We start from the raw sequence: 16,182 nt of genomic DNA on the forward strand, positions 1-16,182 counted from the left end.
GCGTGCGCCTGTCCCTAACGATTTCAACAGCTTGTATGCGTCCCTCACCCGAGTCGACGTCATGACGGCCCATGCTTTGCCTCACGCGGCGGTCCTGTCCGAGGACGGCCGGGCCATTGCGCGCGCCTTTGTCGAGGCGCGGCGCGCGGGCCGGGCCCTGCCGACCTATCCGGGCACTGTGCCGGGCACTCTGGATGAGGCCTATGCCATTCAGGATGCGGCCATCGCGCTGGTCCCGGACGCGATCGCCGGTTGGAAGCTGGGCCGGATTCCGCCGCCGCTGGATGCGCAGTTCGGCGCCGGGCGACTGGCCGGACCGATCTTTGCCGCCAGCGTCCGTCCTGCCGAGGGCCTTACCGACTTCCCGCTGATCGACGGCGGCTTTGGCGCGGTCGAGGCGGAATATCTGCTGCTGATGGCCGAGACGCCGCCGCTGAGAGAGGGCTGGACCGTGGCCGAGGCGACCCGGCTGGTCAGCCAGATCCGCGTCGGCGTCGAAATCGCCGGCAGCCCCTTTCCCGGCATCAATGATCATGGGCCGGCGGTCACGGCCTCGGACTTTGGCAACAATGCCGGGCTGATCCTGGGCGCCGAGGTCGTGCGCGACTGGGCGGGCGATCCCCGAGCGCTGGACGATCTGACGTGCGCCATGCGCATCGACGGCGAGACGGTCGGCACCGGAGGCGCGACCTCCATTCCCGGGGGGCCGTTCGACTCCCTGGCGTTCCTGCTGAACGTACTGGCCGGGCGCGGGCTGCGGCCACAGGCGGGCCAGTGGATCTCGACCGGCGCGGCCACGGGGGTACATCGCATCGCCATCGGCCAGACCGCCGAAGCTGATTTCGGTCCGCATGGCATAATCAAATGCCGGGCCATCCGCGCCGAGAGAGGAACCCCATGACGCCGACACGCAGACGTCTTCTGGGCACGGGCCTGATCGGGGCCGGCGCCGCCGCCCTGTCGGCCTGTGGCACCGGAGCCGGAACGGGAACCGGCGGGCCGCGCCTGCTGCATGCCGCCGATGTGCACCCGGCCGACTATCCGACCGTCCACGCCGTCAACTGGATGGGCGAGGAACTGGGCCGGCTGACCGACGGGCGGCTGGGCATCCGGTCCTTCCCCTCCGGCCAGCTGGGCAATGAGGACGACTCCATTGGCCTCGCGCGCTTTCAGGCCATCGACATCTGTCGCGTGGCCGCCGCCGCGCTGAACAATGCCTTTCCCGAAACCAGCCTGCTGTGCCTGCCCTATGTGTTTCGCTCGGTCGAGCATATGCGGGCCGTGGTCGACGGCGAGATCGGTACGCGGCTGCTGAATGTGTTCGAGGGGCGCGGGCTGGTCGGGCTGGCCTATTACGACGCCGCGCCGCGCAGCGTCTATAATGTGCGCCGTCCGGTGTATGAGCCCGCCGACATGAAGGGGCTGAAGATCCGCGCGCCCCAGTCGGACATCTTCCTCGACACGGTCCGGGCCATGGGCGCCAATCCGACGCCGCTGACGTTTGGCGCGGTGTTCTCGTCGCTTCAGACCCATCTGATCGACGGGGCCGAGAACAACTGGCCCAGCTATCAGTCCAGCCGCCAGTTTGAGGTGGCCCGCTACTGGAGTGACACCCGGCACCTGTATTCGCCCGACGCCCTGCTGATTTCCAAGGCGTCGATGGATGCCCTGACGCCCGCCGACCGCGACCTGGTGCGCGACGTGGCGCGGCGCTCGGTGCCGCTGATGCGGGCCGAGTGGGACAAGCGCGAGGCTGACGCCCGGGCCGCGGTGATCGCCGCGGGCACTCAGGTGAATGAGGTCGATCTGGCCGCCTTTGCCCGCGCGGTCGAACCGGTGAATTCCAAATACACAGCGGGGGCAGGTCTGAAGCCCCTCTACGAACAGATCACAGCGGCCGCCTGAACGGCCCGAACACGACCGCCTCCGGGGAGGAACCGATGACATCATCTGAAGCGCCACGTCGGGGGTTGCTGGACCATCTGTCCCGGATCGTGCTGGGACTGGCGGGCGCGGCCCTGCTGGCCATGGCCCTGGTGCAGGCCTGGCAGGTGTTCGCCCGCTATGTGCTGAACGACTCGCCCGGCTGGACCGAGCCGGTGGCACTGATCCTGATGAGCGTGGCCGTCATGTTCGGGGCCGCCGTGGGCGTGCGCTTTGAGACCCATTTCGCCTTTCAGACCCTTGCCCACTCCATGCCCGGACCGATCCGGTCGGGGCTGGCGTCCCTGTCGCGGCTGATCGCGGCGGCGACCGGCCTTGGGCTGGCCACCATGGGCGGCTATCTGATGCTGGATGACTGGACGGTGCCGCTGGCCGGTGCCCCCCTGCCCTCCGGCCTGAAATTCCTGGGTCTGGCCGTCGGCGGCGTGCTGATCCTGATCTTTGCCCTGGAGCGGCTGTTTACCGGCGCGCCCAAGCCCGTGCGGGAGGACTGAGCATGGAATTCATCATCCTGTTCGGGGTTCTGGCCCTGTTGCTGATCCTGGGGGTGCCGGTCGCCTTCTGTCTGATGGGGGCGACGCTGGCGACGGTGCTGTATCTGGCGCTGCCGCCGATCGTGGTGTTCCAGCAAATGGGGTCGGACATGGCGTCCGTCGCCCTGCTGGCCATTCCGCTGTTCATCTTCACCGGCGAGCTGATGATGAAGGGCGGGTTGTCCGACCGGATGATCGCGCTGGCGTCATCGCTGGTCGGCCATGTGCGCGGCGGTCTGGGCCAGGTGACCGTGGTCGGCTCGACCCTGTTCGGTGGCGTGTCCGGCTCGGCCATCGCCGATGTCTCGGCCATCGGCGGCACCATGATCCCGCAGATGCAGAAGCGCGGCTATGAGAGTGACTATGCCGTCAACGTCACCATTTCGGCGGCGCTGGTGGCGCTGCTGGTGCCACCCTCGCACAATATGATCCTGTATTCGGCCTCGGCCGGGGGCGGAGTGTCGATCTCGGACCTGTTCGCGGGCGGTATCGTCCCGGCCCTGCTGCTGGCCGCCGTCCTGATGGTCACCGCCTATTGGGTGGCCCGCAAGCGCGGCTATCCCGCCGACATCTTCCCCGGCTTTGGCACCGTCCTGACCCGTCTGATCGCCGCCATTCCCGGCCTGCTGCTGGTCGTCATCATCTTTGGCGGGATCCGGGCCGGCATCTTTACCGCCGTCGAGTCCGCTTCGATCGCCGTCGTCTATGCCATCATCGTCACCGGCATCGTCTATCGCCACATGCGCTGGGCGGCGTTCAAGGAGGCCTGCATCGGCGCGGCGCGGACCTCGGGCGCGGTGCTGTTCATCATCGGCTGTGCCGGGGCGTTCGGCTGGCTGATGGCCTATCTGCAGGTGCCCGGCATGATGATCGAGGTGCTGAACGGCCTGACCGACAATCCGGTCCTGATCATGCTGATGATCATCGCCTGCCTGCTGTTCCTGGGCACCTTCATGGACATGGCGCCGCTGATCATCATCGTCACGCCGATCTTCCTGCCCGTGGCCAAGGCGTTCGGCGTCGATCCGGTGCAGTTCGGGGTGATCCTGCTGCTCAGCTGCGGCATCGGCCTGATCACGCCCCCGGTGGGATCGGTGCTGTTCGTGGGTAGTGCCATTGCGAAGATTCCGATGACCCAGTCGCTGCGCTCGATCTGGCCCTTCTACTTCGCCTGTGTGATAGTGCTGATGCTGGTGACCTTCATCCCGGCGCTGTCGCTGTGGCTGCCCTCGCTGATGAAATGACCCTGCTGCCCCGTCTGAAGGCGAAGGACAGCTGCCGTTGGGATGCGGTGGCGCTGGGCGAGGTCATGCTGCGGCTGGATCCCGGCGAGGGGCGCATCCGCACCGCCCGCCAGTTCCAGGTGTGGGAAGGCGGCGGCGAATACAATGTGGCGCGTGGTCTGGCGAAGACCTTTGGCCTGCGAAGCGCCGTGGTCACCGCCCTGCCCCGCAACGACATCGGCGCCCTGGTGCATGAGCTGATCCTGCAGGGCGGGGTGTCGGACGCCCACATCCTGTGGCGCGAGGCCGATCCGGTCGGGCGCGAGAACCGGGTGGGGCTGAACTTCACCGAGCGCGGGTTCGGGCCGCGTGGGGCCCTGGGCGTGTCGGACCGGGCGCATTCGGCGACCTCGGCCATGCGACGCGACGAGATCGACTGGGACCATCTGTTCGGCAGCGAGGGTGTGCGCTGGCTGCACACCGGCGGCATCTTTTCGGCCCTGTCCGAATCGACGGCGGAGACGGCGCTGGCAGCGGTGACGGCGGCGCGGCGCCACGGCACCATCGTCAGCTATGACCTCAACTATCGCGCCAGCCTGTGGGCGGCACACCCTGATCCTGAGGCCGCCCGCCGGGTCAACCGCGCCATCGCCGAACAGGTCGATGTGCTGATCGGCGACGAATACAGCCTGGCCGCCTGTCTGGGCATCGAGACGCCCGAGGTGCGCACCGACGCCTGTGACCCCGCCCCGTTCGCGGCGGCAGCTGAGCGACTGAGGGGTCAGCTGCCGAACCTGCGCCTGCTGGCCTCACCGCTGCGCGATCCGGTGAGCGCCTCGATGAACCGCTGGGGCGCCTGCGCCTGGGCGGACGGCGCGCTGACGGTCCATGCACCGGTCGAGGTGGCAATTCTGGATCGGGTGGGCGGCGGGGACGGCTTTGTCTCCGGGCTGGCTTTCGGGCTGATGGAGGGGCGTCCGCTGGAGGCGTCGCTGGCGCTGGGCGTCGCCCACGGGGCCCTGGCCATGACCACGCCGGGCGACAATGCCATGACCAGCCTTGATGAGGTTGAGGCGCTCGCCCGCGGCGACGGCGCCGCCGCCCGCCGCTGATCGACCCGGGATTTTCCGGCGACGCTGGAAACCGGCGACCGCATGCTGTTGGATGCCGCCTCAAGATGAGGTGAGTCATGAGCGACACGGCGATCTATCCCGTCCCTGAGGAATGGGCCCGCACGGCCCATGTGAACCGGGCGCGCTATGAGAATGCGTGCAAGGCGGCCGAGACCGATCCGGAGGGGTTCTGGCGCGGCGTGGCCGAACGGCTGGAGTGGACGGCCTTTCCGACCCGGATCAAGGACGTCAGCTTCAACAAGGACGACTTCCGCATCCGCTGGTTCGAGGACGGGATTCTCAACGTCTCGGTCAACTGCATCGACCGGCACCTGCCCGAGCGGCGCGACGATGTCGCCATCATCTGGGAGGGGGATGATCCGGCCGAGAGCGCGGCCATCACCTATGGCGAACTGCACGCCGCGGTGTGCCGATTTGCAAACGTCCTGAAGAAGCACGGCGTCAATCGCGGCGACCGGGTGACCCTGTACATGCCGATGATCCCCGAGGCCGCCTATGCCATGCTGGCCTGCGCGCGGATCGGGGCGGTCCATTCGGTTGTGTTCGGCGGTTTCTCGCCCGACAGCCTGGCCGGCCGGATCGAGGACTGCGGCTCGGACTTTGTCATCACCGCTGATGAGGGGCTGCGTGGCGGCAAGACCATTCCGCTGAAGGCCAATGTCGATGCGGCGCTCGAGAAGGTCAGCGTACGGAGCGTGCTGGTCGTGCGGCGCACAGGGGCGGATGTGGCCTGGGTGGACGGTCGCGACATCGACTATGGCCCCGAGGCCGCCTCGGTCGAGGCGGACTGTCCGGCCGAGCCGATGGGCGCCGAGGATCCGCTGTTCATCCTCTATACCTCGGGCTCGACCGGCAAGCCCAAGGGCGTGCTGCACACCACGGGGGGCTATCTGGTCTGGGCCGCCTGGACGCACGAACTGACGTTCGACTATCGCCCGGGTCAGGTCTTCTGGTGCACGGCCGATGTCGGCTGGGTCACCGGCCACAGCTATCTGGTCTATGGACCGCTGGCCAATGCCGCGACCACGGTGATGTTCGAGGGCGTGCCAAACTATCCCGATCACAGCCGCTTCTGGCAGGTGGTCGACAAGCATCGGGTGGAGATCTTCTATACGGCGCCGACGGCTCTGCGGGCCCTGATGCGCGAAGGCGACGGGCCGGTTAAGGCCACCTCTCGGTCGTCCCTGCGACTGCTGGGCACGGTGGGGGAGCCGATCAATCCCGAGGCCTGGCGCTGGTACCATGAGGTGGTCGGCGACGGCCGCTGCCCGATCGTCGACACCTGGTGGCAGACGGAGACCGGCGGGCATCTGATCACGCCGCTGCCGGGGGCGACCGACCTCAAGCCCGGCTCGGCCACCCTGCCCCTGCCCGGCATCCGGCTGCAGATCGTCGATGCCGAGGGCCATGAGCTGACCGGGCCGACCGAGGGCAATCTGTGCATCACAGACAGCTGGCCGGGCCAGATGCGAACCCTGTACGGCGACGACCAGCGGTTCTTCGACACCTATTTCTCGACCTATCCTGGGCGCTATTTCACCGGGGACGGCTGCCGTCGCGATGCCGACGGCTACTACTGGATCACCGGCCGGGTCGATGATGTCATCAATGTCTCGGGCCACCGGATGGGCACGGCCGAGGTCGAGAGCGCCCTGGTGCTGCACCCCTCGGTCGCCGAGGCCGCCGTCGTCGGCTATCCCCACGACATCAAGGGCCAGGGCATCTATGCCTATGTGACGCTGAACGCCGGCGTCGACGCGCATGACGATCTGAGGGCCGAGCTGGTCCAACATGTGCGGGGTGAAATCGGGCCGATCGCGGCGCCGGATGTGATCCATTGGGCGCCGGGCCTGCCCAAGACGCGCTCGGGCAAGATCATGCGGCGCATCCTGCGCAAGATTGCCGAGAATGAGCTGGGCGCGCTGGGCGATACCTCGACCCTGGCCGACCCCGGGGTGGTCGACGATCTGGTCAAGGGGCGGCCCGCTTGAGCGAAGGTCAGCTCTATCCCGTCATCCTGTGCGGCGGGGCGGGGACGCGGCTGTGGCCGGCGTCGCGCCCGGACCGGCCCAAGCCGTTTCTGGACCTGACCGGGCCGCTGTCGCTGTTCCAGCTGGCGGTGCGGCGGGTGATGCCGCTGGTCGAGGACGGCGGCCGGTTGCTGGTCGTGGGGGCCGAGACCCATGCAGGGCTGATCAAGGAACAACTGGCGGCGCTGAGGGCCGAGGCCACCGTCCTGCTGGAACCGGAGGGCCGGGATTCGGCCGCGGCGGTGGCGTCGACCGCGGCCTGGGTCGAGGCGCGTGATCCGGAGGGCCGGGTGATGATCCTGGCCTCGGACCACCACATCCCGGACGAAGCGGGCTATCGCCACGCCCTGATCACGGCGGCGGACGCAGCGCGGGATAGCGGGCGGATCGTGACGCTGGGCGTGGCCCCGACGCAGCCGTCGTCGGCCTACGGATATATCCGGCCCGGGCACGCCGGGCTGGCGCCGGTTCAGGCCTTCATCGAAAAGCCCGATCCGCACCGGGCGGCGGGGCTGATCCTTGAAGGTTGCCTGTGGAACAGCGGCGCCTTTATCGCCACGGCCAGGACCCTGCGCGAGGAACTGGAGCGGCATGCGCCCGAGATCTGGGCGGCGGTCGCCGGGGCGGTGCCGTCAGAGGGCGGCGTGCTGAGCGACGGCTTTCGTGCCGCGCCCCGCCTGTCGTTCGACTATGCGGTGATGGAGAAGACGGACCGGGCCTCGGTCCTGCCCCTGACGCTCGCCTGGTCGGATCTGGGCGCGTGGGATGCGGTGGCGACCGTCAGAGAGGGGGAAGGGACGTCGCATCTGAGCCTGGACAGCGCTGGCTGTCTGGTGCGGGCACCCGACGGCGTGACGGTCGCGACGCTTGGGGTCTCCGGCCTGGCCGTGATCGTCGAACGGGATGCGGTGCTGGTCTGCGACCTGTCGCGGGCCCAGGATGTAAAGAGGCTGCTGACCCGTGAGTGAGTCCGCCTATGGACGCCCCCTCCTGTGGCTCGCGCGGCTGGCGGCCGGGCTGGCAACGGTGGCCACGCTGTGGCTGGCGTTCGAGCCGCCGGGCAACGGCCCCGGGCTGATCCCGTGGGACAAGGCCGGGCATTTTCTCAGCTTCTATGTGCTGACGATCCTCTATGTCCTTGCGGCCCCGCACGCGCCGCGGTGGGCCATCGTCGCCCTGCTGGTCGTGGCGGGCGGACTGATCGAGATCGTGCAGGGCCAGGTCGGGCGCAATGCCGAATGGGCGGACTGGCTGGCCGACATCGCCGGCATCGCCTGCGCCGCCCTGCCCGTCTGGCTGGAGGCCCTGCGGCAGCGGCTGAAAGCTTAGGCCGACGCCCGGCCCAGCACGGTGCGGATCGCCTCTGCGGTCTTTGCTACCTCATCGTCCGTGAGCGTCGGGTGGGTCAGGAAGGCGATGCTGGTCTCGCCCAGCTGCCGCGCAACGGGCAGGCGCTGGGGCGGTCGCCAGCCGGTGCCGTCGAACGCGGCCTCCAGATAGACCTCGGACGCCGAGCCGTGGAAGCAGGGCACGCCGAGTGCATTGATCTCCTCGATGATGCGGTCGCGCGTCCAGCCCTCGGCCAGATGGTCCGGCTGCACGAAGGCGTAGAACCGGTACCAGGCATGGGTGATGTGTTCGGGCGGCAGGGGCACCCGCACGACCGGAAACGGCGCGCAGGCCTCGGCCAGCCTGAGGGCGATCTCCGTACGGCGCGCGGTCCAGCCGGCCATGCGCTCCAGCTGGATCAGGCCGATGGCGGCCTGCATCTCGATCATGCGCCAGTTGGTGCCGAAGGTGTCGTGGACCAGTCGCGGGCCGGGCGGGTGCGAGCGCTCATAGACGCCCTGCCAGCTCTTGCCGTGATCCTTGTACGACCACATGAAGTCCCAAAGCGCAGGATCGTCCGTGGTCACCATGCCGCCCTCGCCGCCGGTGGTCATGATCTTGTCCTGACAGAAGGACCAGGCGCCGATATGGCCGATCGAGCCGATGCTGCGACCCCGATAGCGGGCGCCGTGGGCCTGGGCGCAGTCTTCGATGACCTTCAGGTCGTGCGCCTGCGCCAGCGCCATGATCGGATCCATGTCGCACGGCATGCCGCCGAGATGGACGCAGATGACGGCCCGGGTCCGGTCGGTCATCACGGCCCGGATGGTGTCAGCGGTGATGGTCTGGTTGTCGGGATCGACGTCGGCAAAGACCGGGATGGCCCCCGCCGTGACGATGCAGGAGGCGGAGGCGAGGAAGGTGCGCGGGGTGGTGATCACCTCATCGCCCGGCCCGATGCCCAGCGCCTTCAGCGCCACATCCAGCGCGACCGTGCCATTGGCCAGGGCGATGGCGTGCTTCGTGCCGGCCCATTCGGCGAAGCGTTTTTCAAAGGTGCGGCAGCGGTCACCGGTCCAGTAGTTGACGCGGTTCGACGCCACCACATCGGCGACGGCCTGGACCTCCTCGGGGCTAAAGCTGGGCCAGGGCGAAAAGGGGGTGTTCAGCATCAGGACTACCGCTTCATTTCCCGGGCCGGGTTTCCGACCACTGTCAGGCCGTGGGTCACATCGCGCACGATCACGGCCCCGGCACCGACGCGGACGTCGCTGCCGATGGAGATGCCCTCACGGACCGAGGCACCGAGCCCGATCCAGCTGGCTTCGCCGACCGAGACCCCGCCGCCCAGATGGACACCCGGCGACACATGGACGCCATCGGCCAGCCGGTCGTCATGGTCGATGCCGCAGCCGGTGTTGAGGATACAGGCTTGGCCGACCACGGCGCCCGGATTGACCACGGCACCGGCAAAGACCACCGAGCCCTCGCCGATCACGGCATGGCGGCTGACGGTTGCGGCCGGATGAATAAGGGTCGCGACACGGCCGCCCGCAGCCGCCAACGCCTGCTGACGCTCCAGCCGGATGCGGTTGATGCCGATGCCGACGACGAAGGCCTCAAAGTCCGTAACCGAGGCCAGCAGGTCCGCGCCGGTCCCGGCCAGCTCCCATGGGCCAGACTTTTCCGCCCAAGGATTGTCGTCGAAGAAGACGATGTGCGACCAGCCCAGACGCTCGGCGCAATCTGCGATGACACGCCCATGTCCGCCGGCACCCAGAATGGCCAGTCCCCTGCTCATCCCTGAAACTTCTCCATGGTCGCCGAGCCCGGCGCCGATATACCGTCGCGCTGGACTATACGCCGAAGTGTGAGGGCAATGATCTTCACATCCAGCCACAGACTGTGTCGGTCGACATACCAGACGTCGAGGGCGAATTTCTGGTCCCAGCCCACGGCATTGCGGCCATTGATCTGGGCCCAGCCGGTGATGCCCGGGCGGACCTCATGCCGGCGCGCCTGTTCGGGCGTGTAGAGCGGCAGATACTCCATCAGCAGGGGGCGAGGGCCGACCAGGCTCATTTGACCCTTCAGCACATTCCATAGCTCGGGCAGTTCGTCGAGGCTGGTGGCGCGCAGCCAGCGACCGAAGTCCGTCAGGCGCTCGGCGTCCAGCAGGGGCTGACCGTCCGGACCCGTCGCATCCCGCATGGTGCGGAATTTGATCATCTCGAACGGCCGACCGTGCAGGCCGGGGCGCATCTGGCGAAACAGGGCCGGACTGCCCATGCGCCGTCGGACCATCAGCCACAGTACAAACAGCAGCGGCGACAGTACGACCAGCCCCAGGGCCGAGGCCAGGACATCAATCAGACGCTTGAGCTGTGCCGGGCGCACCGGCCTGTCCATTGCGCCTGTCATTACAAATTATACCTCTGCCGGAACCAGCCGACGAAGGCGGGCACGCCGACGCTGATCGGGGTTTCGGGCTTGTAGCCGGTCAGGCGTTCCAGCAGGTCGGGCGAGGCGGTGGTGTCGGGCACATCGCCGTCCTGCATGGGCAGGAACTGCTTGTCGGCCTGTTTGCCCAGCGCCTTTTCCAGCTCGGCGATATAGTCCATCAGCGGGCTGGGCTTGCCACCGCCGATGTTGACCAGCCGGAACGGGGCCGCATGGGACAGGGTGTCGCCCTCGACCGGCGGGGCGGTGCCGGGCACCACATCGACCAGCCGCACGATCGCCTCGACCAGATCCTCGACAAAGGTGAAGTCGCGCGACATCTGGCCTTCGCCGTAAACCTCGATCGGCTTGCCCTCCAGCATCAGCTTGGCGAATTTGAACAACGCCATGTCGGGGCGGCCCCAGGGGCCATAGACAGTGAAGAAGCGGAAGAAGGTCGTCGGCGTGCCGAACAGGTGGGCATAGGAATGGCCCATCAGCTCGGTCGCGCTCTTGGTCGCGGCGTACAGGGTCATGGGGTGGACCGCCTTGTCCGTCTCGCGGAACGGCATTTCGGTATTGGCGCCATAGGCCGAACTGGTCGAGGCGGCCAGCAGGTGCTTGACCGGATAGCGGCGCGCGGCCTCCAGCACATTGAAGGTGCCCACCAGGTTGGAGGCCACATAGACCTCGGGGTGGTCGATGCTGTAGCGGACGCCCGCCTGGGCGGCCAGGTGGACCACAATCTCGGGTTCGGCCTTCTCCCAGACCGCGTTCAGGGCCTCGGCATCCTCCAGCGCCACGCGCTCGACGCGGAAGCCCTCATAGCCTTCGAGGATGGCGTTGCGCCCATCCTTCAGGGTGATGTCGTAATAGTCCGAAAAATTGTCGACGCCCACGACCTGATGGCCATCCTCGAGCAGGCGACGCGCCAGATGGAAGCCGATAAAGCCGGCGGTGCCCGTGATCAGAAATCGCATGAAGTCGTCCTCTTGGGCCCGGGCCCGGTCGGGTGGGCGAACGTCGGCCCGTGCTTACCAAAGGCCCCCGCCCGGGGCCAGTGCCGCAGGCAGCTAAAGCGGGGGTGTCGTCAGTCCGCCACGGCCGAGAGAATCTGGGCGTTGACGCGATGCACGTCATAGCGGGCACGCACGCGCTCCAATGACGCCTGACCCATGGCCGCCGCCTGTTCCGGATTCAGGATCAGCTGCTCCATGGCCGCCTCGAGCGCTGCGGCGTCCTGTGGCGGAACCTTGAGGCCATTCACCCCCTCGGCCACCGTCTCGCGACAGCCGGGCGCGTCGGTGGTGATGACCGGGCGGCCCATGGCCATGGCCTCCAGCACCGAGCGGGGCGTGCCCTCGCGGTAGGACGGCAGCACATAGATGCGCGCGGCCGCCAGCGCCGGTCGCACATCATCCAGCCGGCCCGGAAACTCGATGCCCCCGGCGATCCAGGCCTGCAGTTCAGCCTCGTCGACCGTGTCCGGGCCGGGGTCGCGCCAGCCGACCAGCTGGAAGCGGGCGTGCGGGTAGCGGGCCTTGAGCGCCAGGGCCGCCGTCGCATATTCGCGCACGCCCTTGGCCCCCAGAAGCCGCCCGATCATCAGAAATACCGGCGCGTCCGGCAGGGGTGCCGGGCTGTAGTGGTCCAGATCGACGCCCGAGCCGTCGACCACGCTGATGTGGCCGCGATCCCGCAACAGGCCCCGGCCCAGGAACAGATCGCGGTCATCGGGATTCTGGAACAGCACCCGGTCGGCCCGGCCCAGCGCCAGCCGATAGAGGCTTGCGGCCATGACGCCCGCGAGCATCCGCTTCGGCCCCCCGCCCGTCCCGTCGGTGAAGGCATAACCCAGGCCGGTGATCAGGGCGACCGACCGCCCCACCCCCGCCGTCCGCGCGGCCAGCAGACCCCAGATCACCGGCTTGATGGTATAGGCCAGCAGCACATCCGGCTGTTCACGCCGGAACAAGGCGATGAGGCTGTTTCGATAGGCAAGGTCGGCGAGCGGATTCATGCCCGTGCGCGCCATCGGCACATCGACCGGCCGGGCCCCCAGGGCCGCGACACCCGTACGGGTCGCGGCATCGAAGTCCGGCGCCGCCGTCGTCACCCGCCAGCCGCGCCGCACCATCTCGGCAATCAGCGGCCCCCGGAAATTGACCAGCGACGGGGCGTGCGAGGCGAGCAGCAGGATGTGGGTCATGACCGAGCGGCGATCAATCCGCCCGGACGGCGACAACCCGAACCTGGGAATAGTGACGGTGCATCTGGCCCCGGATACGCGACAGCAGATCGAACAGCCAGCGATGGCGGAAATAGAGGCTCCGGAACCTGCGCCAGCCCATCGGCCATTTGTGCACAAACGCCCTCGACTCGCGCACCTCGAATCCCGCCTCGGTCACCAGATTGCCGAGCGTCATCGGATTCCAGGTATAGATGTGGTTGTTGACGTCACCGGGCTTCCAGTCATTCGACAGGCCCTCGCACGGCACGACCAGAACCAGCTTGCCGCCGACCTTCAGCTTCCTGCGTAACGTTTTGAGATTGTCCAGCGGACGCAGGGTATGCTCCAGCGCATGGTTCGACACAATCACGTCAAACGCTCCGTCGGACGCGTCTTCTACCGAAGTATAGACGGTCACGCCATTCTTGCGGGCGACCGGTATGGCGGCCGGGTTGATCTCGATCCCTGACCGCGAGCCACAGGTCAGACCCTTCAGTAAAAATCCGCTGCCGCAGCCAAAGTCGAGCACATCGTCGGTCGGCCGGATCTCGGACTGAAACTTTGTCCGGTTGGCCCACCCCCCGAAGGTACCGATCTCGACCTGTCGCGCGAAATACCGCTCATCATAATGGTCACTGACCATTTCAGAATTTGACATGATTTCCCCTGAGCCCAGATGATGCCGCTTAGACGATCCTGAGCGAACAGGCCAGCAGATCTGGTGGGCACAACTCCAGTGAGCACAGAGGGTTCCCGCGCCATCGCACCGCTGTCACCCCAAAGGCCCGAGTCGCTACCGCAACCCCAGCCTCTCGAACACATAGCGCACGCCGTCGCGGGTCAGGTGGCCCCGGTCCTGATACAGGATCACATCGCCCGCCCGGGTCCGGCAGAATCGGCACCCGGCCCAGCGGGAGGGTGAGGGGGTGCCGATATGGGTGAGATCATCGCTCAGCTCTTACGTCACCTTGTGCGAAGTTTCCTGCTCTAAGTCGGCATCACCCGAGCGACCTTGACCAGCGCACCCCTGACTCAGCCCTTGCGATCGCGGAGGCTTTTCACCACGGTACCAACCACGGGAAGGGTCCGGAGCTGGCGTTTGAGAGCCGTCATGCCCTCGTTGTCGCTGCGGGGCTTCAGGGCTTTCACCGGATCCTCGACGATGGCCTGTGCCTGATAACGGATCTGGGTGACTGTCGGCAGGTTTTCGCTCTCCAGCGTCTTGCCGTGTGCCGCCGTCACCAGCATGGATCGCTGTTCGAGCGGATTGACCTCGATCGTCTCGACCTCAAGACCCGCCTGTTTGGGCGACCACTGCTCCCACGCATAGTGTTCGCCCCAGGCACCGTCCGCCTGGTCGCGAGGATCCTTCCAGTCGTCCCAATAGAGGATGACGCCCGGACGCAGGATCGGACCGATGAACTCCAGAACTTCCACGGTCGAGCTGTGGATATCGACGTCGATGTTGACGTATGCGAGCGGGCCGCACGAGGCGGCCACTTCCGGGGTCAGACTGTCCGAATAAAAACCATCCACCAGCCGGAAACGGGGATCACCCTCCTTGATCCCCAACGCATCAAGCTTGGACTTTACCTCGGCCTTTGGCGCTGCGTATTTTCCGACTGCGTGCCGGTCCGCCGTCCAGACACCGTCTGTCTCCGGGGGAAGCCCCTCCCAGGAATCGAAGCCAATCAGCGTACTGTTCGGGTATCGGCGGATAATGTGTTCGGCCTGGTAGGCGTAGGTGCCTCCGCGGAACACGCCGAACTCCAAACAAGCTCCACCGTTCGGGAATATGAACTGCGACAGGTGAAACGAACGCTGGAAGAGATTCATGAGAGGCCTTGCGATCAGTAACCGGCCATGACTGGCTGGGCACTGATTAGCGACTTCTGTGCCGTTTGAGAACGCCGATACAAATACTTTTTGTACATCTGCCTTAGTTGTCCCGAGGACGGAGCAGTGGGCGCCGATGGGCCAGCGCTGTTGAGCTGAAAGAGAATTGTCGGCTTCCCCGCCGTAGCCTTGTCATTTATAGCTACACGCCCGTTGGGGGAGGGAGATGCCATGTTTCGGCTCACACGCGACTATCTGGATTCGAAGCTGACGGGCGAGGCCCTGACCTATCGGACCAATGCCCCGTTCCCGAACGCCTGCATTGACGACTTCCTGCCGCCCGAGGTGCTGGCCCAGGTGCTGGCCGCCCTGCCCGATCCTGAAGTCCATGCCCCTCAGGACAAGACCGGAAATTTCGGCAAGTCGGCAGCGCACAAGATGGACGCCGAAAACTATCCCGACGTTCTGCACAATCTGGTGCAGGAGATGAACGGGCGAGTCGTCCTCGACTGGCTGACCCGCCTGACCGGGATCAATGCCCTGCTGGGCGATCCCTACATGCACTGCGGCGGCATTCACCAGACCCGCAAGTCAGGCTTTCTGCATGTTCACGCCGACTACACCTTCCTGCCGGACATCCGCCTCGACCGACGGCTGAACGTCCTGCTGTATCTGAATCCCGGCTGGAAGGACGAATGGGGCGGCCATCTGGGCCTTTGGAACCCCGATGGTTCCAAACTGGAACGCAAGATCGCGCCGATCGCCAACCGGCTCTGCATATTCAACACCGACGACAACAGCCTGCACGGCCACCCCGAGCCACTAGCAGCCCCAGACGGTGTGACCCGCAACTCGCTGGCCATGTATTACTATACGGCAGGTCGACCGAAGGACGGCTCGGTCAAGGGCCGCAACCTGTCGACCAAATATCTGGTTCCGAAATCGGGCGAGTTCAAAGAGGGCGAGCCACTGGTCATAGAAAGCGGTGAAGGCTTCAAACACCGCATCAAGAACTGGCGCAGGCTTCAGGCCTTGAAGAAAACCATCACCTGATCAGGGCTTCTCGCAACCCCAGCCCCTCAACCACATGGCGCGCGCCCTCGTGGGTCAGGTGGCCCTGATCCACATAAAGGATGGCGTCGCCTTGACGGGTGCGGCACACTGCGGCTCCGCACAGGACAGAGGCCGGAACAAGCACGTCAACCTCGGCCTGCTCACCGATGGCCACAAGCAGGTCAGGGATGCCTTGCCCCTCAAACACGGCCACGGATAGGGGGATGTCGCATCCCGAGCGGCCCATGATCAGCTTGCCCTCAAGGGCTCGCTCATTGCACCGGCCTGCGTCAAACGGGGAGCGCGGCATAGTCGGCGATCTGGGACCGGGTGAGGAAGACGAAGGCCAGCGCCGTGGTGACGGCCAGTGTGGTCAGGCAGGCAGCAGCCGCTTGGCCCGGCGAATGTAGAAGGCCTTGAAGCTGAAGGTTG

The 16,182-nt window shown here is 66.7% G+C and carries 17 protein-coding genes; 9 read left to right on the forward strand and 8 right to left on the reverse strand.

The window, feature by feature from the left end; translation table 11 throughout:
* Positions 1-61 precede the first annotated feature (61 nt).
* From B4K74_RS01900 to B4K74_RS01935, 8 genes are all read left to right on the forward strand, one after another.
* A complete protein-coding gene (locus B4K74_RS01900; RefSeq protein WP_286691519.1) occupies positions 62-901 on the forward strand; it encodes a 2-keto-4-pentenoate hydratase in 840 nt (279 codons plus the stop codon).
* Positions 898-1,905 (forward strand): TRAP transporter substrate-binding protein, encoded by a 1,008-nt coding sequence (locus B4K74_RS01905; protein ID WP_286691520.1) that lies wholly within the window; start codon positions 898-900, stop codon positions 1,903-1,905. Before B4K74_RS01900 ends, B4K74_RS01905 begins: the two co-directional genes overlap by 4 nt.
* Before the next feature lie 35 nt (positions 1,906-1,940).
* The gene (locus tag B4K74_RS01910; RefSeq protein WP_286691521.1) at positions 1,941-2,438 is read left to right on the forward strand and encodes a TRAP transporter small permease; all 498 of its coding nucleotides are present in this window, start codon (positions 1,941-1,943) and stop codon (positions 2,436-2,438) included.
* A 2-nt stretch (positions 2,439-2,440) separates the two neighbouring features.
* On the forward strand, positions 2,441-3,721 hold the full coding sequence (locus tag B4K74_RS01915) for a TRAP transporter large permease (protein WP_286691522.1): 1,281 nt from the start codon (positions 2,441-2,443) through the stop codon (positions 3,719-3,721).
* A complete protein-coding gene (locus tag B4K74_RS01920; RefSeq protein WP_286691523.1) occupies positions 3,718-4,812 on the forward strand; it encodes a sugar kinase in 1,095 nt (364 codons plus the stop codon). The genes B4K74_RS01915 and B4K74_RS01920 overlap by 4 nt, the downstream gene beginning before the upstream one ends.
* Before the next feature lie 77 nt (positions 4,813-4,889).
* Positions 4,890-6,824: an acetate--CoA ligase gene (gene acs, locus B4K74_RS01925; protein WP_286691524.1), complete on the forward strand. Its 1,935-nt coding sequence runs from the start codon at positions 4,890-4,892 to the stop codon at positions 6,822-6,824.
* Positions 6,821-7,831 (forward strand): mannose-1-phosphate guanylyltransferase, encoded by a 1,011-nt coding sequence (locus B4K74_RS01930; protein WP_286691525.1) that lies wholly within the window; start codon positions 6,821-6,823, stop codon positions 7,829-7,831. The genes acs and B4K74_RS01930 overlap by 4 nt, the downstream gene beginning before the upstream one ends.
* Positions 7,824-8,192: a VanZ family protein gene (locus B4K74_RS01935; RefSeq protein ID WP_286691526.1), complete on the forward strand. Its 369-nt coding sequence runs from the start codon at positions 7,824-7,826 to the stop codon at positions 8,190-8,192. Before B4K74_RS01930 ends, B4K74_RS01935 begins: the two co-directional genes overlap by 8 nt.
* Here the strand turns inward: B4K74_RS01935 and B4K74_RS01940 are convergent.
* From B4K74_RS01940 to B4K74_RS01970, 7 genes are all read right to left on the reverse strand, one after another.
* The gene (locus B4K74_RS01940) at positions 8,189-9,364 is read right to left on the reverse strand and encodes a DegT/DnrJ/EryC1/StrS family aminotransferase (RefSeq protein ID WP_286691527.1); all 1,176 of its coding nucleotides are present in this window, start codon (positions 9,362-9,364) and stop codon (positions 8,189-8,191) included. The genes B4K74_RS01935 and B4K74_RS01940 overlap by 4 nt on opposite strands.
* Before the next feature lie 5 nt (positions 9,365-9,369).
* Positions 9,370-9,993: an acetyltransferase gene (locus B4K74_RS01945; protein ID WP_286691528.1), complete on the reverse strand. Its 624-nt coding sequence runs from the start codon at positions 9,991-9,993 to the stop codon at positions 9,370-9,372.
* Positions 9,990-10,601 carry a sugar transferase gene (locus tag B4K74_RS01950; RefSeq protein ID WP_286691529.1) on the reverse strand — a complete coding sequence of 204 codons (612 nt, stop codon included), beginning with the start codon at positions 10,599-10,601 and terminating at the stop codon, positions 9,990-9,992. Before B4K74_RS01950 ends, B4K74_RS01945 begins: the two co-directional genes overlap by 4 nt.
* An 11-nt stretch (positions 10,602-10,612) precedes the next feature.
* Complete coding sequence (locus tag B4K74_RS01955; RefSeq protein WP_286691530.1) at positions 10,613-11,611, reverse strand: NAD-dependent epimerase/dehydratase family protein; 999 nt, start codon at positions 11,609-11,611, stop codon at positions 10,613-10,615.
* A gap of 110 nt (positions 11,612-11,721) precedes the next feature.
* Positions 11,722-12,840: a glycosyltransferase family 4 protein gene (locus B4K74_RS01960; RefSeq protein ID WP_286691531.1), complete on the reverse strand. Its 1,119-nt coding sequence runs from the start codon at positions 12,838-12,840 to the stop codon at positions 11,722-11,724.
* 13 nt (positions 12,841-12,853) lie between these two features.
* Positions 12,854-13,519: a class I SAM-dependent methyltransferase gene (locus B4K74_RS01965; RefSeq protein ID WP_286691532.1), complete on the reverse strand. Its 666-nt coding sequence runs from the start codon at positions 13,517-13,519 to the stop codon at positions 12,854-12,856.
* Between the two features lie 374 nt (positions 13,520-13,893).
* Complete coding sequence (locus B4K74_RS01970) at positions 13,894-14,697, reverse strand: TylF/MycF/NovP-related O-methyltransferase (RefSeq protein WP_286691533.1); 804 nt, start codon at positions 14,695-14,697, stop codon at positions 13,894-13,896.
* Between the two features lie 231 nt (positions 14,698-14,928).
* Here B4K74_RS01970 and B4K74_RS01975 point away from each other — a divergent pair, with 231 nt between their 5' ends.
* Entirely contained in the window at positions 14,929-15,750 is an 822-nt protein-coding gene (locus B4K74_RS01975; RefSeq protein WP_286691534.1) for a 2OG-Fe(II) oxygenase, read from the forward strand.
* On the opposite strand, the gene B4K74_RS01980 is transcribed toward B4K74_RS01975, so the two are convergent.
* On the reverse strand, positions 15,743-16,060 hold the full coding sequence (locus tag B4K74_RS01980; RefSeq protein WP_286691535.1) for an SGNH hydrolase domain-containing protein: 318 nt from the start codon (positions 16,058-16,060) through the stop codon (positions 15,743-15,745). The two genes, B4K74_RS01975 and B4K74_RS01980, sit on opposite strands and share 8 nt — an antisense overlap.
* Between the last annotated feature and the right edge of the window lie 122 nt (positions 16,061-16,182).

It is taken from the genome of Brevundimonas sp. UBA2503 (assembly GCF_002341485.1).
GTDB lineage: Bacteria > Pseudomonadota > Alphaproteobacteria > Caulobacterales > Caulobacteraceae > Brevundimonas > Brevundimonas halotolerans.

Excerpts from the sequence above, each read along its gene's own strand:
- B4K74_RS01900 (WP_286691519.1), top strand. The coding sequence starts at position 62 with ATGACGGCCCATGCTTTGCCTCACGCGGCGGTCCTGTCCGAGGACGGC.
- B4K74_RS01905 (WP_286691520.1), top strand. The coding sequence starts at position 898 with ATGACGCCGACACGCAGACGTCTTCTGGGCACGGGCCTGATCGGGGCC.
- B4K74_RS01910 (WP_286691521.1), top strand. The coding sequence starts at position 1,941 with ATGACATCATCTGAAGCGCCACGTCGGGGGTTGCTGGACCATCTGTCC.
- B4K74_RS01915 (WP_286691522.1), top strand. The coding sequence starts at position 2,441 with ATGGAATTCATCATCCTGTTCGGGGTTCTGGCCCTGTTGCTGATCCTG.
- B4K74_RS01920 (WP_286691523.1), top strand. The coding sequence starts at position 3,718 with ATGACCCTGCTGCCCCGTCTGAAGGCGAAGGACAGCTGCCGTTGGGAT.
- acs (WP_286691524.1), top strand. The coding sequence starts at position 4,890 with ATGAGCGACACGGCGATCTATCCCGTCCCTGAGGAATGGGCCCGCACG.
- B4K74_RS01940 (WP_286691527.1), bottom strand. The coding sequence starts at position 9,364 with ATGCTGAACACCCCCTTTTCGCCCTGGCCCAGCTTTAGCCCCGAGGAG.
- B4K74_RS01945 (WP_286691528.1), bottom strand. The coding sequence starts at position 9,993 with ATGAGCAGGGGACTGGCCATTCTGGGTGCCGGCGGACATGGGCGTGTC.
- B4K74_RS01950 (WP_286691529.1), bottom strand. The coding sequence starts at position 10,601 with ATGGACAGGCCGGTGCGCCCGGCACAGCTCAAGCGTCTGATTGATGTC.
- B4K74_RS01955 (WP_286691530.1), bottom strand. The coding sequence starts at position 11,611 with ATGCGATTTCTGATCACGGGCACCGCCGGCTTTATCGGCTTCCATCTG.
- B4K74_RS01960 (WP_286691531.1), bottom strand. The coding sequence starts at position 12,840 with ATGACCCACATCCTGCTGCTCGCCTCGCACGCCCCGTCGCTGGTCAAT.
- B4K74_RS01965 (WP_286691532.1), bottom strand. The coding sequence starts at position 13,519 with ATGTCAAATTCTGAAATGGTCAGTGACCATTATGATGAGCGGTATTTC.
- B4K74_RS01970 (WP_286691533.1), bottom strand. The coding sequence starts at position 14,697 with ATGAATCTCTTCCAGCGTTCGTTTCACCTGTCGCAGTTCATATTCCCG.
- B4K74_RS01975 (WP_286691534.1), top strand. The coding sequence starts at position 14,929 with ATGTTTCGGCTCACACGCGACTATCTGGATTCGAAGCTGACGGGCGAG.
- B4K74_RS01980 (WP_286691535.1), bottom strand. The coding sequence starts at position 16,060 with ATGCCGCGCTCCCCGTTTGACGCAGGCCGGTGCAATGAGCGAGCCCTT.